Source organism: Mycetocola sp., from assembly GCF_046716805.1.
Taxonomy (GTDB): Bacteria; Actinomycetota; Actinomycetes; order Actinomycetales; family Microbacteriaceae; genus Mycetocola_A.
This window is the reverse complement of sequence record NZ_JBKJWH010000135.1, coordinates 1-16,792: the sequence shown is the minus strand read 5'-3', so window position 1 is coordinate 16,792 and position 16,792 is coordinate 1. Positions and strand designations below refer to the sequence as shown.

General features: G+C 60.5%; 19 protein-coding genes and 1 pseudogene. 5 read left to right on the top strand and 15 right to left on the bottom strand.

Going from position 1 to position 16,792, the window contains the following annotated elements; translation table 11 throughout:
• Positions 1-374: 374 nt before the first annotated feature.
• The 7 genes and pseudogenes from ACLQ62_RS10815 to ACLQ62_RS10785 form a co-directional block, all read right to left on the bottom strand.
• Positions 375-524, bottom strand: a pseudogene (locus ACLQ62_RS10815) (IS3 family transposase); the annotation flags it as partial.
• A 436-nt stretch (positions 525-960) separates the two neighbouring features.
• Positions 961-1,737 carry an alkaline phosphatase family protein gene (locus ACLQ62_RS10810; RefSeq protein WP_411721641.1) on the bottom strand — a complete coding sequence of 259 codons (777 nt, stop codon included), beginning with the start codon at positions 1,735-1,737 and terminating at the stop codon, positions 961-963.
• A complete protein-coding gene (locus tag ACLQ62_RS10805) occupies positions 1,734-2,816 on the bottom strand; it encodes an ABC transporter ATP-binding protein (RefSeq protein ID WP_411721640.1) in 1,083 nt (360 codons plus the stop codon). The genes ACLQ62_RS10810 and ACLQ62_RS10805 overlap by 4 nt, the downstream gene beginning before the upstream one ends.
• Positions 2,813-3,634, bottom strand: coding sequence for an ABC transporter permease (locus ACLQ62_RS10800; protein ID WP_411721639.1), 822 nt, complete (start codon positions 3,632-3,634; stop codon positions 2,813-2,815). The genes ACLQ62_RS10805 and ACLQ62_RS10800 overlap by 4 nt, the downstream gene beginning before the upstream one ends.
• Positions 3,635-3,696: 62 nt before the next feature.
• A complete protein-coding gene (locus ACLQ62_RS10795; RefSeq protein ID WP_411721638.1) occupies positions 3,697-4,533 on the bottom strand; it encodes a hypothetical protein in 837 nt (278 codons plus the stop codon).
• A 74-nt stretch (positions 4,534-4,607) separates the two neighbouring features.
• The gene (locus ACLQ62_RS10790) at positions 4,608-5,708 is read right to left on the bottom strand and encodes an ABC transporter substrate-binding protein (protein WP_411721637.1); all 1,101 of its coding nucleotides are present in this window, start codon (positions 5,706-5,708) and stop codon (positions 4,608-4,610) included.
• A gap of 48 nt (positions 5,709-5,756) precedes the next feature.
• On the bottom strand, positions 5,757-6,926 hold the full coding sequence (locus tag ACLQ62_RS10785; RefSeq protein ID WP_411721636.1) for a TIGR03364 family FAD-dependent oxidoreductase: 1,170 nt from the start codon (positions 6,924-6,926) through the stop codon (positions 5,757-5,759).
• Between the two features lie 269 nt (positions 6,927-7,195).
• Here ACLQ62_RS10785 and ACLQ62_RS10780 point away from each other — a divergent pair, with 269 nt between their 5' ends.
• Positions 7,196-7,975: a GntR family transcriptional regulator gene (locus ACLQ62_RS10780; protein WP_411721635.1), complete on the top strand. Its 780-nt coding sequence runs from the start codon at positions 7,196-7,198 to the stop codon at positions 7,973-7,975.
• 31 nt (positions 7,976-8,006) lie between these two features.
• Entirely contained in the window at positions 8,007-8,669 is a 663-nt protein-coding gene (locus ACLQ62_RS10775) for a phosphonatase-like hydrolase (protein WP_411721634.1), read from the top strand.
• On the opposite strand, the gene ACLQ62_RS10770 is transcribed toward ACLQ62_RS10775, so the two are convergent.
• Entirely contained in the window at positions 8,666-9,289 is a 624-nt protein-coding gene (locus ACLQ62_RS10770) for a DUF6036 family nucleotidyltransferase (RefSeq protein WP_411721633.1), read from the bottom strand. The two genes, ACLQ62_RS10775 and ACLQ62_RS10770, sit on opposite strands and share 4 nt — an antisense overlap.
• Positions 9,282-9,884: a helix-turn-helix domain-containing protein gene (locus ACLQ62_RS10765; protein WP_411721632.1), complete on the bottom strand. Its 603-nt coding sequence runs from the start codon at positions 9,882-9,884 to the stop codon at positions 9,282-9,284. Before ACLQ62_RS10765 ends, ACLQ62_RS10770 begins: the two co-directional genes overlap by 8 nt.
• Positions 9,885-10,319: 435 nt before the next feature.
• Here ACLQ62_RS10765 and ACLQ62_RS10760 point away from each other — a divergent pair, with 435 nt between their 5' ends.
• Together ACLQ62_RS10760 and ACLQ62_RS10755 are read left to right on the top strand one after the other, a co-directional pair.
• Positions 10,320-10,541, top strand: a complete 222-nt coding sequence (locus ACLQ62_RS10760) for a hypothetical protein (RefSeq protein ID WP_411721631.1) — start codon at positions 10,320-10,322, stop codon at positions 10,539-10,541.
• Positions 10,538-10,675 carry a hypothetical protein gene (locus ACLQ62_RS10755; protein ID WP_411721630.1) on the top strand — a complete coding sequence of 46 codons (138 nt, stop codon included), beginning with the start codon at positions 10,538-10,540 and terminating at the stop codon, positions 10,673-10,675. The genes ACLQ62_RS10760 and ACLQ62_RS10755 overlap by 4 nt, the downstream gene beginning before the upstream one ends.
• Before the next feature lie 88 nt (positions 10,676-10,763).
• Here ACLQ62_RS10755 and ACLQ62_RS10750 read toward each other — a convergent pair whose 3' ends face one another.
• Genes ACLQ62_RS10750 through ACLQ62_RS10735 form a run of 4 tightly spaced genes read right to left on the bottom strand, consistent with a single transcriptional unit; the run spans position 10,764 to position 14,270 of the window.
• Positions 10,764-11,534 carry a type 1 glutamine amidotransferase gene (locus ACLQ62_RS10750; RefSeq protein ID WP_411721629.1) on the bottom strand — a complete coding sequence of 257 codons (771 nt, stop codon included), beginning with the start codon at positions 11,532-11,534 and terminating at the stop codon, positions 10,764-10,766.
• A gap of 2 nt (positions 11,535-11,536) precedes the next feature.
• Entirely contained in the window at positions 11,537-12,280 is a 744-nt protein-coding gene (locus ACLQ62_RS10745; RefSeq protein ID WP_411721628.1) for an amino acid ABC transporter ATP-binding protein, read from the bottom strand.
• A gap of 2 nt (positions 12,281-12,282) precedes the next feature.
• A complete protein-coding gene (locus ACLQ62_RS10740) occupies positions 12,283-13,392 on the bottom strand; it encodes an amino acid ABC transporter permease (RefSeq protein ID WP_411721627.1) in 1,110 nt (369 codons plus the stop codon).
• Positions 13,389-14,270, bottom strand: a complete 882-nt coding sequence (locus ACLQ62_RS10735) for an ABC transporter substrate-binding protein (RefSeq protein WP_411721626.1) — start codon at positions 14,268-14,270, stop codon at positions 13,389-13,391. Before ACLQ62_RS10735 ends, ACLQ62_RS10740 begins: the two co-directional genes overlap by 4 nt.
• 77 nt (positions 14,271-14,347) lie before the next feature.
• On the opposite strand from ACLQ62_RS10735, the gene ACLQ62_RS10730 reads away from it, so the two are divergent.
• Positions 14,348-15,391 carry a LacI family DNA-binding transcriptional regulator gene (locus tag ACLQ62_RS10730; RefSeq protein ID WP_411721625.1) on the top strand — a complete coding sequence of 348 codons (1,044 nt, stop codon included), beginning with the start codon at positions 14,348-14,350 and terminating at the stop codon, positions 15,389-15,391.
• 206 nt (positions 15,392-15,597) lie between these two features.
• Here ACLQ62_RS10730 and ACLQ62_RS10725 read toward each other — a convergent pair whose 3' ends face one another.
• Both ACLQ62_RS10725 and ACLQ62_RS10720 read right to left on the bottom strand, forming a co-directional pair.
• Positions 15,598-16,437 carry an alpha/beta fold hydrolase gene (locus ACLQ62_RS10725; protein ID WP_411721624.1) on the bottom strand — a complete coding sequence of 280 codons (840 nt, stop codon included), beginning with the start codon at positions 16,435-16,437 and terminating at the stop codon, positions 15,598-15,600.
• A 228-nt stretch (positions 16,438-16,665) separates the two neighbouring features.
• Positions 16,666-16,792 (bottom strand): integrase core domain-containing protein (locus tag ACLQ62_RS10720; RefSeq protein WP_411721642.1); only part of this gene is annotated, 127 nt, incomplete at its 5' end.

Here is a 16,792-nt window from a genome sequence, read left to right as displayed (position 1 = left end):
GAAGGGCGACAAAGTCTTCGACCAGGACGGCCTCGAGATCATGACCCTCGACGATGACGGCCGGATCAAGAAGTTCTCGGCCTTCATCCGCGACAGCCACGCTTTCGACGAGTTCTTCGGTTGATTTGGGCCAAAGACGTCCCGCCCCCCACGATGCTCCTCTGCAAGCAAATGACGCACGAGTCCTCGTCCGCGCCCTTCGCCTACTGACACAAGATTCCCCAGCCGGGGAAGCCCTCGAGAAGCGGCTCGCCGCGGAGGAGTCACAAGAATGATCGATCCACTGATCAGCAGAACCGCACGGCGGAGCTGATGTCCTTCACTCTGGATTGGGCTGCCGCGGAGATTTCGGACAGCGGAATTAGTGGATTCTTCTACGCTGCCAAGGCTGGCTGTTGAAAACCATAGTGGACTTCGTTGGGTCGTCGGTAGCCGAGCGCGGAGTGCCGGCGCCGGCTGTTGCAAAAACCCTCGATGTAACGGATGACGTCGGTGCGAGCTTGAGCTTTGGTCGCGTACACGGTTCCCGTTGAGGTCCGGCTTACGGGCGCACACAAGCACTACTCCGACAGTGACGGGCAAACCTTGGCAACAATGAGCTGCGTCGGACCCGGCTAGCCTCGATTCGGCACATATCCAGCCGGAACGCTTGGAGCCACGGTTGAGCCAAGTCAGAGGTCGAGTCGGACGGAATCAAATGGGACACGTCCCTCTGCCGTTTTGGCGCTTCGATCAACCCCTACGCCGACGGTGCGCAGCGACGAGCCCGCAACAGTCGCTCCCACCTCGGTAGTGGGGCGGAATGCGCTCCACTAGGAATGCTCCTCCTAATGTCCGCCCCGCCCGATATTGTGACGACATGACCCAGACGGCAGAATTTTCGGTGGGCGTGTGAATCGCCCGCGGCCGTACCCTTCGCGTACGAGCGGGGTACGGAGTGCGTGGCGGCCCACGGTTCACCTAATCTCGGCCATACACGCTCTCAATTGCAGCCGCGATGTCTTGTGGTCCCGTGATTAGTGATAAAAGCGGTTCGCTGTCGCTCAGTGCCCATATCTCGCATTCTCCCGCGGAGCTCCCACCGTGCCCACCTGCATCGACATGTCCGTGGTCTGTGGTAACCACCACGCTCCAGTCATCACGGTCGGCGCGAGCAGAAAGCGCCTCCATCACTATGCCGACATGCTCATCGCACCGTTGGAGTGCCTTGGCATAGCTGTGCCCAACGCCTTCAGAATGCCCGACTTCGTCGACCAACCCGAAGTAGACGAACGCAGCGTCAACCTCAGCAATACTCAAGAACTCAACCGCCGCATCACGCACTTTGATGTCACCCTCGAAGTACGCTTCGAAGTCTTCTTTCACGAGCGGCGCGGTGTACACGCGAACCAGAGAGGGATCAATGATTGGCCCGCAACCCGCCCGACTTGTTAACGGTGGCCAGGATGTCGCCGCAATTGGCATGTGGATTTTGCCCGCCATCGCCAGTCGCGAGAAGACATCGGGTACCCGAGATTCGGGAGGGTGACGATTGTCCTCAACCCCGTGCCGCTCAGGGAAGGCGCCAGTTAGGATCGTCGTCCACATCGGCCCTGAAATCGTGCGACACCGCTCATCGATATCGATGGCTTTGCGTCCGCCGCGCTTGGCGATGGCATCGATGTGCGGAGTGGCGATCCGTTCGAGCACGTCACGTCGAACCCCGTCAATTCCGACGAGCAGCACTTTGTTTCTCATAGGGTTTCCGCCCCCACTGCGACCAAGCGGCCGGCCGAATACACGTTGATGTCTCCTGGATTCACGCTGACGTGAACTGCACTTTCATCTTCGATACGGACCGCAAGTGAACCCGTCACCACCGATTTCAGGTCACTCTCGTCTCCCGCAAGCCGAAGTTCCAACGAACTCGTCGCCCCAAGGTAAGTTCGTGTGCGCACTCGCGCTGCGACCCAATGCTCGTCGAGATTATCTGTGCTGAGCGAGACATCGACGCTTTCGGCTCGAAACGAGCAGCGAACCTTTTCTCCATCGGGCACAGGCGACGGGAGGTCGAAGAGGCCCTCCCAGCGCAGGCGCCCATCAGCTGCAGCCACTTCAATGTCGTTTCGTCGGCCGATAAAATTTGCACCCTCCCGGTGTGTTGGCCGAGCATACAATTCACTCGGCTCTGCCACCTGCAGGATTCCTTCACTTCCCATCAGCACAATACGATCCGACATGGCAAACGCTTCAGTTTGGTCGTGCGTGACGAAGATGGTGGTGATGCCAACTTCCTTCTGAATCTCTCGAATCTGATCACGCAAGCGCGACCGCACCTGAGCATCTAGGGCGCTCAGCGGTTCATCGAGCAGCAGAATTCTTGGATTGGGGGCAAGTGCCCGTGCAAGTGCGACGCGTTGTTGTTGGCCACCCGAAAGCTGTTTGGGTCGTTTATTCTCATGCTTCTGAAGCCCAATGAGTTCGACCATCTCGTCGACACGGTGCTCAATCTCCTGGCGCGACATCCGTGCTGCATGCAGCGGGAAGGCAATGTTCTTCCGCACCGTCATGTTAGGAAACAGCGAGTACTGCTGGAATACCATTCCAATCCCGCGATTCTGAGCAGGAGTGTTGGTCATATCGATCTCGTCAAACTTCACAGTTCCGGAATCAAACGTCTGCAACCCAGCAATAACTCTGAGGAGCGTCGTCTTCCCACAACCCGAAGGTCCGAGCAATGATACGAACTCGCCCTCGGCGATATTCAGGGATAGATCGTCGAGCACGACATGGTCGCCGTACGATTTACGAACGTTCCTCAACACGACAGCACTCATCGCTTCTCTCCTCTTTTGCTTTGCAATTTCTGTGCCCCGCCGAGTGACGGTTGCGACGGCTCGGTATCGATACGGGTCAACACCATCGAGAGGGCAAACAGCACCATGAAGATCCCGAACGACACCGCCGCGAGCTCCGTTCCTGCCCCGGGCACCCTGCCGCTGTACATTCGTAACGTCCACAGCGGCAGCGTTTCGTACGCCCCACCTATCAATGTCAGTGTGATCGCAAACTCGCCAAACGCCGAAGATGCAACGAGCAGTGTGCCGGACATGATGCCTTTGCGAGCGGCAGGGATGACGACCTGAACCATGGTTTGCCACCAGCTCGCCCCACTCATCTGCGCGGCTTCCGCAAGCTGCTTCACATTGCTAGTGATAAGCGAACTCTCCACGGCCCAATACAAGTACGGGAATGTCACCGCAGATATGGCGACCACAAGTAGACCAACAGTTGCAAAGAGTTGTGGGGCAAACTCCCCAACGGTCAGCTGTATTCCTGCGGCGATCACAATCCAGGGCAACGCAAACGGCGCAATCGCAAGTGCGTGAAAGAGAGGTCGCAGTTTGGGAGCGACTACCACCGCGATGTAGGCCGCAGGGATCACCGTCACCCAGTTGATCACGCAGACCATTAGCGTGACGAATAGCGATCGTAATGTGGCCTGCAGAACGTCTTGGTTCTGCAGCACGGTGCCCCAGTGCTTTAGCGTGAATTCTGTAGGAAGTACCGTTCCACCCCATTCGCGAGCAAAGCTGAACAAGAGCAGCGCGACAAGTGGCAGACCGAGGTAGACGAATAGTAGCAATAGAGGCAAGTGTGAAATGCTGCTCCGGGGTTTGATTCGAACGCGTTTAAGCTCAAGGCTCGCTGAGCGTGTCAAAGGATCCTTTCCCCTCTTCGTTGCACCGTGCGGTACAGCCAGATCAATGCGATTGCCTGAACGATCAGCAGCACCGCGAGCGTGGCGGGGCGTTCAAGCCCAAAGATTCCGCCTTCTATGCCACGCCCTATCTCCACCGAAAGAAGGTCAACGGAGCTCGGCGACTGCGTGACGACATACGGGATTCCGTATGCGCCCATCGCCCACATGAAGACCTGCATGGCATTACCAAGCACAAACGGCGTGAGCACTGGAATCCCTACCCGAGTCCAGTACCTCCATGCACCCGCACCAGCCATCCTGGCGGCCTCCCGCCATTCGTGACGGAGTACGGCGTAGCTTGGCAGCGTGAGCATGAGGTACAACGGAAGGTGGACGTAAAGCATGATGGCGTTCAGTCCAACCATCGAGCCGAGGGACGGGAGCTCGGTGGGCTCGAAGATCTCTCCCCAAAGAATCGTGATCATCCCGTTCGCGCCGATGAGCAATAAAAATGCGAATGCGAGACCGGGGCCACCGAAGTTTGAGGCCACGTTTATGGTAGCCATCAGCCAGCCACGAGTGTGGCTAGAAAGGTTCAGTAGCGCAAGTGCGACGGGTGTGCCCAGCAGCACGCAGAGCACTGTTTGCCAGAGTGCGAATTGCACCGAGTTCAGGATGATGGCACGGTCTACGGAGTTGGTGAAGATTTGGACGAAATTGTCGAAGCCGAAACCGTCTGAAGTCTGCAATGAGGTATAGACCAGCATGACCAGCGGTAACGCCAAGCAACTCAGTCCAAGTACCACCAGCGGAAACGCTGGAGCCGTGCGCATGATCTTGTGTAACTTCACGGATCTCGATCCTCTTTGTATCAGTGGGGGTGCGGGGCGCCTGCCAATGAGGCGCCCCGCATATGACTCACTGGTTAGTTCGTGATGTTGGCGCTGTAGTCCTTCAGGAGCTGCTCTGGATCGATAAGAGAAGCATCGAAGGTCTGTGTGTTCGCGTAGCTCTCTTCTGGGAGCCAGCGGGTACGTCGATCTTCGGGAACCTCCAGGTCTCCGTTGACGAAGCGGATCGGCCGTGCGCCGAAATCAGCGAACTTCAACTGGGCCTCGTCAGTCAGCACGTAGTCCATGAATGCTTTAATGAAATCCATCGACTTGTCGTTATGGCCGTTGGCGAGGATCGATGATGGCATGTAGATCGAGCCGTCAGAAGGAACCACAAACGACAGCGAGACTCCCTGCTCTGCCGCCTGCTCGATCGCAGCGATCGCATTGAAGTCGTACTGCACCATCACGCCGTATTCCCCGCGGATGAGTGCATCAACACTGGGGGCGACATCTGAGACATTGGTCGTCGCAAAGAGTTCGTTGAGGTACTCCCATGTTGCATCGAATGCGGTGACATCCCCGCCCTTTGCGAGCGCGATGGACAGCAAGGTGGCTTGTTGGGTCCCACCGATCGGTTCGTTCAACCCCGTCGAGGCGATCTTTCCGTCCGCGTATTCAGCAGTGACTAGGTCATCCCAGGTCTGAGGAGCCTCCGACACGGAATCGTTGACGAGGAAGCCAACCACTCCGGTGAAGGTGTTCGTCCAGCCACCGTTCTCGCCATACTGACCAGGCTTGAGCTTCTCAGCACCAACGGGAATATACGGTGCAGTCACGCCAGCATCTTCAGCTACAGGCCCCCAGAGTCCCCCGATGTCGCTGAGGTAACCGATAGGGTTGCCCTTCTCGGCGTCATACCGCTGAATTGCTTCGCCGGATGACATGTCGCTGTCTACGTGTGAGCATTTCAATTCGTTGATGGCGCAGAAATCTTCGAACAGGGCACCGTAGTTCGCCCACTCATCGGGAAGAGCATAGGTGGTAAAGGGATCGGCTTGTGCTGCAAGGTTCTCCTGCACCGGGGGCGCAGTCCAATCTCCCTCGGATGCCTCTGCGGTTGATGAACAACCCGTGAGGATCATTCCCGCCACCGCGCTGAGCGCGAATACTGTGGTGATCTTCTTCTTCATGATGCCTTTCATAAGCGATGTGTGCTGAGTTGGTGGTCGAGTGAGGTGTTACTGTGGCGAAGATTCGAGGAGGCTGAGCAAAGATTCTTGGGCGAAGCCCAGCGACGTAGTCATTCCTATGCCCGTGGTTACCGAAAGCGCGCGCACACCAGGCATTGGGATTTCGCACACGAAATTGGTGAATGCTGATGAGGCGTAGATGCCTCGCCAGCGGCGGCGAATTCTGACCTTTTCCACCCCGAAGAGGCGAGCGGTTTCGCTGATTAACAGCTCATCGCTTCGTTCGAGCTCGAATGGGTGCTCGGTCCGCGCGCGATGATGCGTGTCGCCGACAACAAGAACGCCGTCGGGTCGCTGGGTCAGCATGTGGTTGAGGTCGTGTTCCAAAAGTTCAGGGCTGACCCGCTCAAAATGCTCTCGAAGTGCAGCATGCGCCTTCAAGCCCTTGAACGCGTCGTACCTCAGAAGTGAAAGCCCAGTGAGGATTGCTGGTTCTATGCGAACGTTTCTCGGAGCATCGATTTCAAGCATGCGCAGTCGGCATCGTGTCACCGAATATTGATCAGCGAGTTCTGGAAAGAATCGATCGAGGTCATGATTCACTGCAACCACTACATGCTTTGTGTCGAGCTGGCCCTTATTGGTGACGACCTTCCCAGGCTCAATGAGGCCGACATTCGTTCCGAAGTAGAAGTCGGTCCCTTGCTCTTGGAGGTAGCGAGCAAGTTCTGCAACTGCAGCGCGCGGATCAAGCCTGAGGTCATTCGGGAAATGCGCTCCCCCTTGCACGAGCGAAGGATCCACACCGAGAACACCTGCGGTGCGCTCAGAGCCAAGCAACTGAACCTCATTGTTCTGAGTGGCTGCGAACTCGGCCATGACCGCTGCTTCGAGTTCATTCCTCAGCACCACAGTGCTGCCGACCTCACGGACATCAATCCTTGTGACTCGGCCTATTGCGAGCCATTCCCTCCGAGTGGTTTCTGCATAGTCGCGTGCACGCCCCGATTGAGCGGTGATACACACGTGCCCAAAGTTTCGTATGGACGCGCCGACCGCCTGATCGTCTCTTTCTACGACTGCTGTGCGCAGTCCCAGTCGGAGGGCATGCCAGGCGTGAGCGAGCCCAAGAATCCCCGCGCCTACGATCACGAGGTCGTATTTCTCAGCGGACAGTTGATGGTTGTGGGCGGGGAATTCGCTGCTCAGTTCAGGCACGATCAACATGTAAGCACGACCTGACTAGACAGGTTTGAGATATTCCTCAATCGACACCTAGCCTTCATGCGCCGTTTCTTTTAAGACACTTAGTGTTTACACACCTCGCTGATGATCTCGAAAATGCCCGATCAGAGGCGCATTTAAAAACTTGAGGACAATATTTTTGGGCTTGGCCTCTAGGCTCAAGCCCACGAACCCTCTCCGACTGATGCAAACAGACGGAGCTGCCTTCACTGACATTCATCAACTTGTATAGACTCCCCGGTATGACCGATACGCCGATCGAGGAAGCGAAGCACGTTGCTATCGCGAACCATCTTCGGCGTGCGATCGAATCCCGCCAGTTCCCTATCGGGAGCGAGATTCCGTCAGAATCTTCACTCGCCAAACAGTTCGAGGCTTCACGCGGGACTATCCGGCAAGCCCTCTCAACGTTGAAGAGCGAAGGGTTGATTCAGACAAGCAAGGGGCGAAGGCCGGTCGTCCACGCACGACCCCTCGAGCAGTCGATCGATGACTTCTTCTCGTTCTCGTCGTGGATTAAAGCCCAGGGTCGATCACCCGGCCAGCGCACAATTGAGATTTCTCGCAGACGCCGAGAGAGCCCTGAGCCCGAACTTCCCCTCGGCTACCCCAACGGTGAGTATCTTGTTTACCTCACTCGGTTGCGTCTAATTGATGATCAACCCACCATGGTGGAACGATCCGTTTTTCATAATTCGGTTGGCCAGTCGCTACTTCAGTTCGACACCGATAGTGGATCAATCTACGAGTACCTGATCACGCGAGGTGCAGACCTCGACGAGGGCACTCACCTCGTTGATGCGGTGCCCGCAAACGCACTCGACGCTGAGCTGCTCGAAGTGGAGGTTGGCACACCAATACTTAGGGTGCGACGGAACACCACTTCGGCAGCAGGCTTCGTGCTCGAGTATTCAGAAGATCGGTACCGTCCTGATCACGCAAACATTCGGATCAGGAATACGCGAGCTGAAGCAGCCGCGCTCATAAGCGCTTCACGCAATACAACCACCTCAACGCTCTGATCCACATCGGTCGCAGGTTAAGGAGATACCTATGTCATTCCGCCTGGTCTCGCTCGATATGGCTGGCACCACATTCGATGACGGCAACGCTGTCTACGAGGTGCTCAGTGACACTGTTTCGCAGGCAATCAACCGGGAGGTACCGCAGGAGCTCCTTGACCGTTGGACCGGCACCTCCAAGCGGGCAGCAATCGAAGGGTTGCTCCGCGCCTTCGGCAGCGACCTAGAAACCGATACCGTATACGAGCGGTTTACGAAATCTCTCATGACGCACTACCGGAATGATCCTCCGGCGCCGTTCCCCGGAGTCACTGAGATGTTCGCCCAATTGCACGACGAGGGGGTGAAAGTTGCCTTGCAAACCGGGTACTCAGTGCCCGTTGCAGAAATGCTTCTCCAGTCGGCAGGCTGGCAAGTAGGAACCCACATCGATGCCTTCGTCTCCTCAGACGAAGTTACGGCATCACGGCCCGCCCCGTACCTCATCTTTCACACCATGGAGAAAACTGGTGTCGTAGATGTGCGTAATGTACTCGTCGCAGGAGACACTCCCAACGATCTTCTTGCTGGCACGCGCGCAGGCGCGGGGTACGTTGTCGGAGTGCTCTCCGGTGCACATGACCACCACGTGCTCGGCCGCACCCCGCACACTCATCTCATTCCGAGCGTCACGGATATCCTCAGCCTGCGTTAGATTTCAAATGCCTGAGAACCGTCAGCACCCTCGATTTGAAGACGCTGCCGTTGAAAGAACGCCGGCCATGCCAGACGGAGCATCTCCTCCGCCTGCCAGATCAGCGACTCGCGCGAGTCCTGAAGGATTACCGACCCTTCGCCGTGCACCTCGATCGTCCAGTTGACGATCTCTTCGGCGGAGTGGATGTCGAGAAACTGGATGAGGTCGACGATGTCCTGCCTGTCCTTCAACCGTCCGGCTGCCATCTTCATCGCGAGCAGCCACCTTGGCGACGCGATCCTGACGGTCAGCCCTCCGAAAGCCAGTGTCTTCGCTTCGGTGTCCTCGGTCTTGGCCCACGACGGGATGTACGACTGGATCGATGAGTTCAGCCAGTGCGCCGAGATGCCGCGCTCGGCAGCGATCTCTCCACCGACCTCGATCGCCAGACGTAGGTTCGAGAAGAGTGCGTCGACATCCGCGGTGCTCTTGCGGGAGTTGAGGATCACTGCAATCGCGGCCCCGCCGACGACATACGCGTCGACCGTTTCGTCGCGCGCCGCGAGACGATCCCCGAGCTCGGCGAGCAGCTCGAGGATCTCGTCCGCGGTGAACAGCTGGGCCTGATCGTCAGGCAACAGCGAGGTCCTTCTCCCGCATCAGTATGCCCTTCTCCAGGAGCTCCGGCTCCGCAGTCGCACGGATCATGTCAAGGTAGCGTTCCGCCGGGTGCCCGGGTGTGGCCGGCAGCCATTCCTCCGGGAGGGCAGGCTTCCGAGTCCACGCCGGCGGGCGAATCCCGCGTCGCTTCGCATCTCGAGCGATCGCGGTCGCGAGAAGGGTGTCCCACCGGTCATCGCCGATCGGCCGCGGAGCGCGGAGGAAATCTTGGATCTCCGCGCGCGTTCGGGCATGGCGGAAGTGGTCGAGTGACTGGATCGCGATACGGAGCGCAGTGTCCTCGTCGTTCGCTGCCAGCTCCCGCGCCATGCTCGCGGCCGCGGTGCGAGCAGTGAGGAGGTGCCTTGCAGCCATCGGGGCGTCCTGCGCCGCGGTCGACAAGTCGGCACCCATCGCCTTCAGCGCCCGCTTCAGGGTTGACATCCGGATTGTCTCGTCACGCTCAGAGCGCTCCATCTGCGAGATCGCGCCAGCGGTCACGCCGAGTCTGTCGGCAAGGTCGTAGATCGTCATGCCAAGCCGCTTGCGGGTGTCACGGATATGCGTCGACATGGCAACCTCTCCGATTCTTGTATAGCTGTAACTATACCCCACTGTGGGACATTCCCGTCTGGCAGTGCGTCGGCGCGGGACCCGCACCGGAGGGTGCGAGCGCCCTAACATGACCAAACTGTCACGGCGTCAAGAAGACTTGATTCTTCAGAAGGGTCGACTATCGCAAGCCCGATAGCCGGTCCCATTGAGGGTTCCCAAGTGAGAAAAGGCCAGCACGCACCTGTCCACGCACGGGTGGATTCAAATCCTGTTGCGCTGACGGTCCATCTACTGCACTAGCTTGCTCACACAGTAGCTTGTGAGACATGACGGCTGACGTGGGCGCTCAACTTCGTAAGGGCGTCCACTTTTTGCCCACATTCGAATGAAGACGGGCGATCTCGTGCATGACTGAATCGTCTCTAGTAACTCTCCCAACAAGGGGTGGCCCGAGTGGCATACCTCTACATCGCCGACTCCGCCCGGTTGGTGAGCAAGCAAGCCGACCGCTACATCTTCCGCACCGAACGACCCAAACTCCAAGCGCTGGGCCCCTTTGACAAACAAGGCCGCTGGGTCGGCGACGAAGATGCCCTCTGGAGCACCGAGGTGACGCCGGTCGTCTCGCTCACGCTCCAGCTGAGCGGCCTTGAAGACGCAACGGTGCAGTCATGAACACAGCATCAAGGCTGCAAACCAGCGCGGAGCCGTTCAGCGGCCTCGCCGCCCGCATCATCGCCATCGCCGCTGTGTCGCTGGTCGTGCTGGTTGCGCTGCCGCTGGTCATTCCGGAGCGTTCTCCCAAGTAGTCCTCGGCATCTCGACGCTCGCCTTCGAGATCGCCGCCAATATGGAAGGGGCCGACATCGCATCGCTGCTGTGCGGGCCGGCCCGCTACTACGACCTGGCGCGGTCCGCGATCCGCGATCGGCTGGTTGCACTCGGGGCTGATCCTGCCGCGCTGACGACCAAGGACATCCAGCGGTCTGCCACAGTAGACCACGTCTCACGCAGCGACCCCTCGTGCTCGCGCATCCGCGCAACCACTTCGGCACCGGTGAGCCCGACCGATCGCAGGTCCTCGCTGTCCTCGCGGGCCCACTCCACGGCGGTCGCCGACAACGCCTCCAGGTGGAACTGCAGCCCCCAAGCCGCGGTCCCGACCCGGAACGCCTGGTTCGGGCACCGGTCACTGGAGCAAAGCGACACCACGCCCGGCGGAAGTTCGTGCACTTCCAGCGTGTGCCATTGCAGGGCCTTAAGCTGGCCGGTCAGCCCACCCAGAAGCGGGTCGTTCTCGGCAGCCGCGGTGAGTGCCAGCTCGGTGAGCCCGACCTCGGCGCCGTTGCGCACCGGACCGACCACGCCGTCCGCGACGACGGCTAGGAGCTCGGCTCCGAGGCAGATTCCGAGAAACGGCACCTCGTTGTCCAGGCAGTCAGCGATCAGCGTTCGCACGCGCGGCAGCCAGTCGGCGGCAACGTCATCCGTCGGGCCGGGCGTTCCGCCCAGTACCACGACCCCGTGGTAGCCATCGGCGGTCAACGGGATGTCTCGGCCAGCCTCCGGGCCCACCACCTCCAGTTCTGCCCCGGCGGCACGGATGCGCTCACCCACCAGGCCGATGCCGGCGTTCGACTCGTGCTCCACGACTAATACTTTGGTCACTCTCAAAGCCTTCCCGCTTCAATGATTTTCTTGAGGAACGCTTGCGTGCGTTCGTGCTGCGGCGCACCGAAGATGTTCGCCGGCGGCCCCTGCTCTAACACGATCCCTTCGTGGATGTACGCCACCGTGTCTGCCACCTCGCGCGCGAACGACATCTCATGCGTTGCCATGAGGATGGTCAGGCCGTCTGCGGCCAGATCCCGCACGATGTTGAGCACCTCGGCGACCAGTTCAGGGTCGAGGGCAGAGGTGATCTCATCCAGCAACAGCACCTCCGGGTTCATGGCGAGCGCCCGAACGATGGCGACGCGTTGCTGTTGTCCGCCCGACAACTGGTCAGGATAGGCGTCCGCTTTTTCGGAGAGTCCTACTCGCGTGAGCAGGGCAATGGCCTGCTTCTCGGCATCCGCCCTCGGCACCCCCAGCACCCGGATCGGGGACAGAGTGACGTTCTGCAGCACGGTCATATGAGGAAACAGGTTGAAGCTCTGGAACACGATGCCGACCTTGCGGCGAAGCGAGTTAACGTCGATGCCCTCCCCGGAGACCACGTCACCATCCAGCCTGATGTCGCCGCCCTGTATGCCCTCCAGGGCGTTCACGCAGCGGAGCAGTGTCGACTTTCCGCAGCCGGATGCGCCGATCAGGCACACCACCTGGTGCTTGGCCACATGCAGGGTGATGCCGCGCAGCACCGGGTTGGTGCCGTAGGACTTCTCTACGTCATTTAGTTCTAGAAAAGCCATGACTACCCTTTGCTCAATTGGCGGCGTGCGTCGCGCTCAAGGAGTCGGTCGACGAAGCGGGTCTGCGGGATGGTGATAATGATGAACAGGATCGCGACCACCGTCACTGATGACAGGTTGAAGTAGTTGCTGGAGTAGATCTTCGCCTGCGTAAACGCGTCGACCGTGCCGATGATGGTGACCAGCGCGGTGTCCTTCTGTAGCCCGATGAAGTCGTTCAGCAGCGGCGGGGTCACCTTGCGAACCGCCTGTGGCACGACCACGTGCCTCATGGTCTTGCCGTAGGAGAGTCCGAGTGAACGGGCGGCGGACACCTGGGACCAGTGGATGCCTTCGATGCCGGCCCGGTACACCTCCGCCACGTAGGCGCCATAGGTGAGGGTGAGGGCGAGGACGGCGGACCACATCGGCCCTATCTCGCTGAGGATCGGCACACCGGCCAAGGGAAGGCCGAAGCCGACCAGGTAGATCACGATGATCGACGGGATGGCACGGAAGACGTCGACGTACGCGGTGGCCAGCCACCGCAGCGGCCGTCCAGCCTTGGAGGGCACCAGGCGGGCCAGCGCGATCACGAGCGCCCAAACGAGCACGAACGCCTCCGCGAGCAGAGCGATCTTGATGTTCTCCCCAAACGCCACGGTCACGTCGCCCACGCTCTGGGCCATGAACTGCGCGTCGAAGAACGTGGTCTGCACGGCATGGTCGTTGGCGAGCAGGAACATCGTGAAAGTGGCGATGAACAAGAGCGGGAGGCAGGAGCCGAGCGCGGTCCAGCCAGACTGGGCCGCGCGGGCCCGGAACTTCCTGGCTGAGACGAGGTCGCCCGCCTGGGCTGCCGCCGTGCCGGCGGCCTGCTGCCGAAACCCGCCGATCAGGGGCCAGACCGTGAGCATGGCCAGGATCACCACGACCAGGGTGGCGGCGCCGAGAGCGATCTTCCAGATGCCCGTCTCGGCAACAGTGATGGTTAGGTAGGCAGCGAACCCGGTCATCCCGACGGTGAGCAGGCACAGCAGCGCCCCTGCCAGCAGCAGGGTGCGTGCCGTGCCCACCGGGGAGGGTTGCTCGACCTCGAGGGGCCGCGCAACCGCGGGTGTTTCAAGCGTCACTTGACTTCCCATACCGGGATGTTGGCCGGGTCAACCCCGTAGGCATCCACCAGGTACGCCGCGCTCAGCTTGTCCAGGGTTCCATCGGCCTTCATATCGGCAAGGATCTGGTTGATGGTGTCGAGGTTTGGTGAGCCCTTCTCCATCATGATCCCGTAGGCCTCATCGGTGAGGATCTGGCCGACCACCTCGAGCTTGCCGCCCGACTTCGTCGCGGCGCCCAGCACGATGCTGAGGTCTTGGATGCCGGCGTCGACGTTCCCGGCGAGCACGGCTGCCTGCATCTCCGAGTCTCCGGGGAAGACGGATGCGGCCTTTTCCGGCTTGATGATGTCGGCCACCAGCAGCTGCCCAACGGTGCCCTGCTTGACGCCAAGGTGACTGCTCGAGAAGTTCGACTCGCCTACATCCGCCCCCGCCTTGACCAGCACGCCGGCCGTGGACTGGAAGTACGGTTCGGAGAAGTCCATGACCTCTCGGCGTTCCTCGGTGATGGTGATCTGGTTCAGTGACAGGTCCATGTCGCCGGCCTTGCCTGCGACGAGGCCGTCGAACGACGCCATCTGCAGCTTGACGTTGTCGATGCCAGCGCGGTGCGCGATGTTCACGAGCAGGCAGAAGTCGAAGCCGCTACGGATGTCTTCAACCGTGTCGCCGTTATACCAGCCGGGGCTCGGCAGGTCGGCCTTCATCAGCAGGGTGCCGTCGGTCTTGGTCTCCAGGGTGTATTCGCCCTTGGTTCCGGTGAGTTCGCAGTCACCGTATGAGGCGGGGTTTCCGTTCTCCCGGACTTCTCCTTCCGCTGATGCGCTGCATCCGTTCAACAGGAGCGCTGCGATCACAGCAGCAGGGACGAGCAGTCGTCGGGTGTGCGTCATTGCATTCCTCTCATCAGACCTAAATCGTTTTAGGCGCAGCCGATAGTATTCTGGAGTCGCACCCAGCGTCAAGATGGGTGGTCGACGGCACGAGCGGGCGGAGCACGGTGAACACGGTTTCGAACAAGAAGGTCGGCATTCAGGATGTCGCGAAGGCCGCCGGCATCTCCACAGCGACGGTCTCGCAGGTCTACAACAACAAGGGTGAGGTCGCCGCCGCGACCAGGGAGCGCGTGCTCGAGGTGGGGTCGAAACTGGGCTACCGGCCGAACGCGATCGGCCAAGCGCTGCGCTCCGGAAAATCGCGGGTGATCGGCATCGTCGTCAGCTACCGCGACTCGGCGGTCTGGGAACAGACCTACATGCCGTATTACCGCAACATCATCGCCGGTGCCGCCATCGAGGCGGTGGAACACGGGTACTCGATCTCGGCGGCCGCCGGCAGCGCCGACGGTCGAATCGAAACCTATCTGCCGCTCGACGGAGTGATCGTTGTCGATCCGGTCCCCGGGGACCCGATCGTGGAGCAGAGCCTGGAGAACGGCCGCGCGGTGGTCACCGATGGTGGCTACCAGCCGAAACCGGGCGCCCAGCTGGCCACCGTGCACTCCGATATGGCGCAGGCGATACCCGACATCCTGAACCACCTGGCCCGTCAGTCCCGCGAGGCGACGCTACGCCCCGCGCTGTTCGTCGGCCCGCGGCTGGATGACTACACCGTCTCCACTATCGAGGCCTACCGGCATTGGTGCACGAGCCACGGGCTGGCATCGCGGGTCGCATCGCTTGCTCCGGGGCAGGCGCCGATGGACGCCGCCCGTGAACTCCTCACCGCCTCTTCGGACGAGGTGAACGCGGTGCACTGCCTCAACGAGACCTATTGCAGCGCCATCACCAGCGCGGCGGCCGAGCTAGGGCTCAGCATCCCGGGTGACCTGCAGGTGTCGGTCACCGGGAACTCGAAAGCTATCGGGGCCGACCCGCGCGTTGCCTACCTCAACATCGATCCGGTGGAGACTGGTGCCATCTGCGCCCGCACCCTGATCGCCATGCTTGAGGGGGACCCGGCCGAGAGCATCGCGCAGGAGGTCACGCTGGTGCCTGCCCGCCGGCGCGACTGATCCAGCAGTGTCAGCCCCGCCAACTGCTCCAACTGCAGCACCAGCCACGGGCTGAACACGAATGGCGTGGCCGCGACGGATGCGCACAGCGCCGCGAGGTCGACCCAGCGCCACTCGGTGACTTCCTGAGGGTTCCCGTTCGACACCAGAGGGAGCTGGGGCAGATGCAGACTGGAGCTCACGAACTTGTACGAATGAGGTCCGGCTTACGGTTCTCGCGATTGAGACGCGATGCCCGACGCAACCGTCGTGAACTGCCGGATGATCGCGGCCACCATGCCCGGATCGTTCTGGAACGCGAAATGGCCGTGTCCTTCGAGGACCCGCATCTCGGTGTTGGGGATTGCAGCGGCTGCTCGATGTGCCAGGTCCTTAACCACTGGAGGGGTTTCCGAGCCCGTCAGCATCAAAGTTCGCGCCGTGACGGCGTCGAACTGGCCGGGCCGGTAGGTCCAACTTTCTTCAGTCCTGCACTCCCTTGGCAGAGTCGGGGCAGACGCGAGGCGCGTCGGCCACACCGGGCTGGACCTCATCGAGTCGCGTTCATCCTCTGTCAGCGCGAGCGCGCCGAACGCCGCGAAGATCGCCGCTTCCCGGTCGCCCGCGGCCAGCGCCTCCTCGATCGCCTGGATCGAACCGGTTGGATAGGCGAGGCCGAGACCAGGCTCGTAGAGGATGAGATGGTGCACATTGCTCGTCAGGGCGGCTGCGCCCATGGCACAACCTGCTCCGTACGAATGACCCCAAAGCGCGACCTGCCCGATACCGCGCTCCGCCGCCGTGTCCACGACGGCCACAACATCTTCGAACTCAAGCTCGATGGAGTAACGGCCGCCGTCGGCGCTTGCACCGAAACCGCGGCGGTCCATTGCGAACGTCGTCATGCTGTCCCGGAGTTCCGCTACAAGGGAATCGAACCGCGTGTGGTCGCACATCGAGCCGTGCACCAACACCAGCGGAGGCCCGTTGCCGTCGACCCACACGGCGAGAGATGTGCCATCTCGCGACCGCACATCGAATCGACTCGCCCTGCTCACAGTACCCATTATCGGCCAGCGGACTGCTGCATTCCAGACGGACGGCAATGGAAACGCGGACACTATCAACCCGGGCTCGTATCTCCTCAACGGGTTTGGCTTCCACTACTCGCTGGCGGTCAAGGTGACCATTGAGCGTTCGCGGGCGTCCGACTAACGGATCGTGCAGTCGAGTACTGACATTTGTGCAGACGGCTTCTGAAAATGACACATTCTGTTCTTCTGCGACGTCACGAACTAGATGTTCTTCCCATTGACGTTGTGGACACGTTCGATGGGTGACTTGCCTCCGATGCCGGTATGGGGTCTGTGGTGATTGTAGTCATGAAGCCAGGCCTGGTAGGTGTCGGCTCGGGCAGTGTCT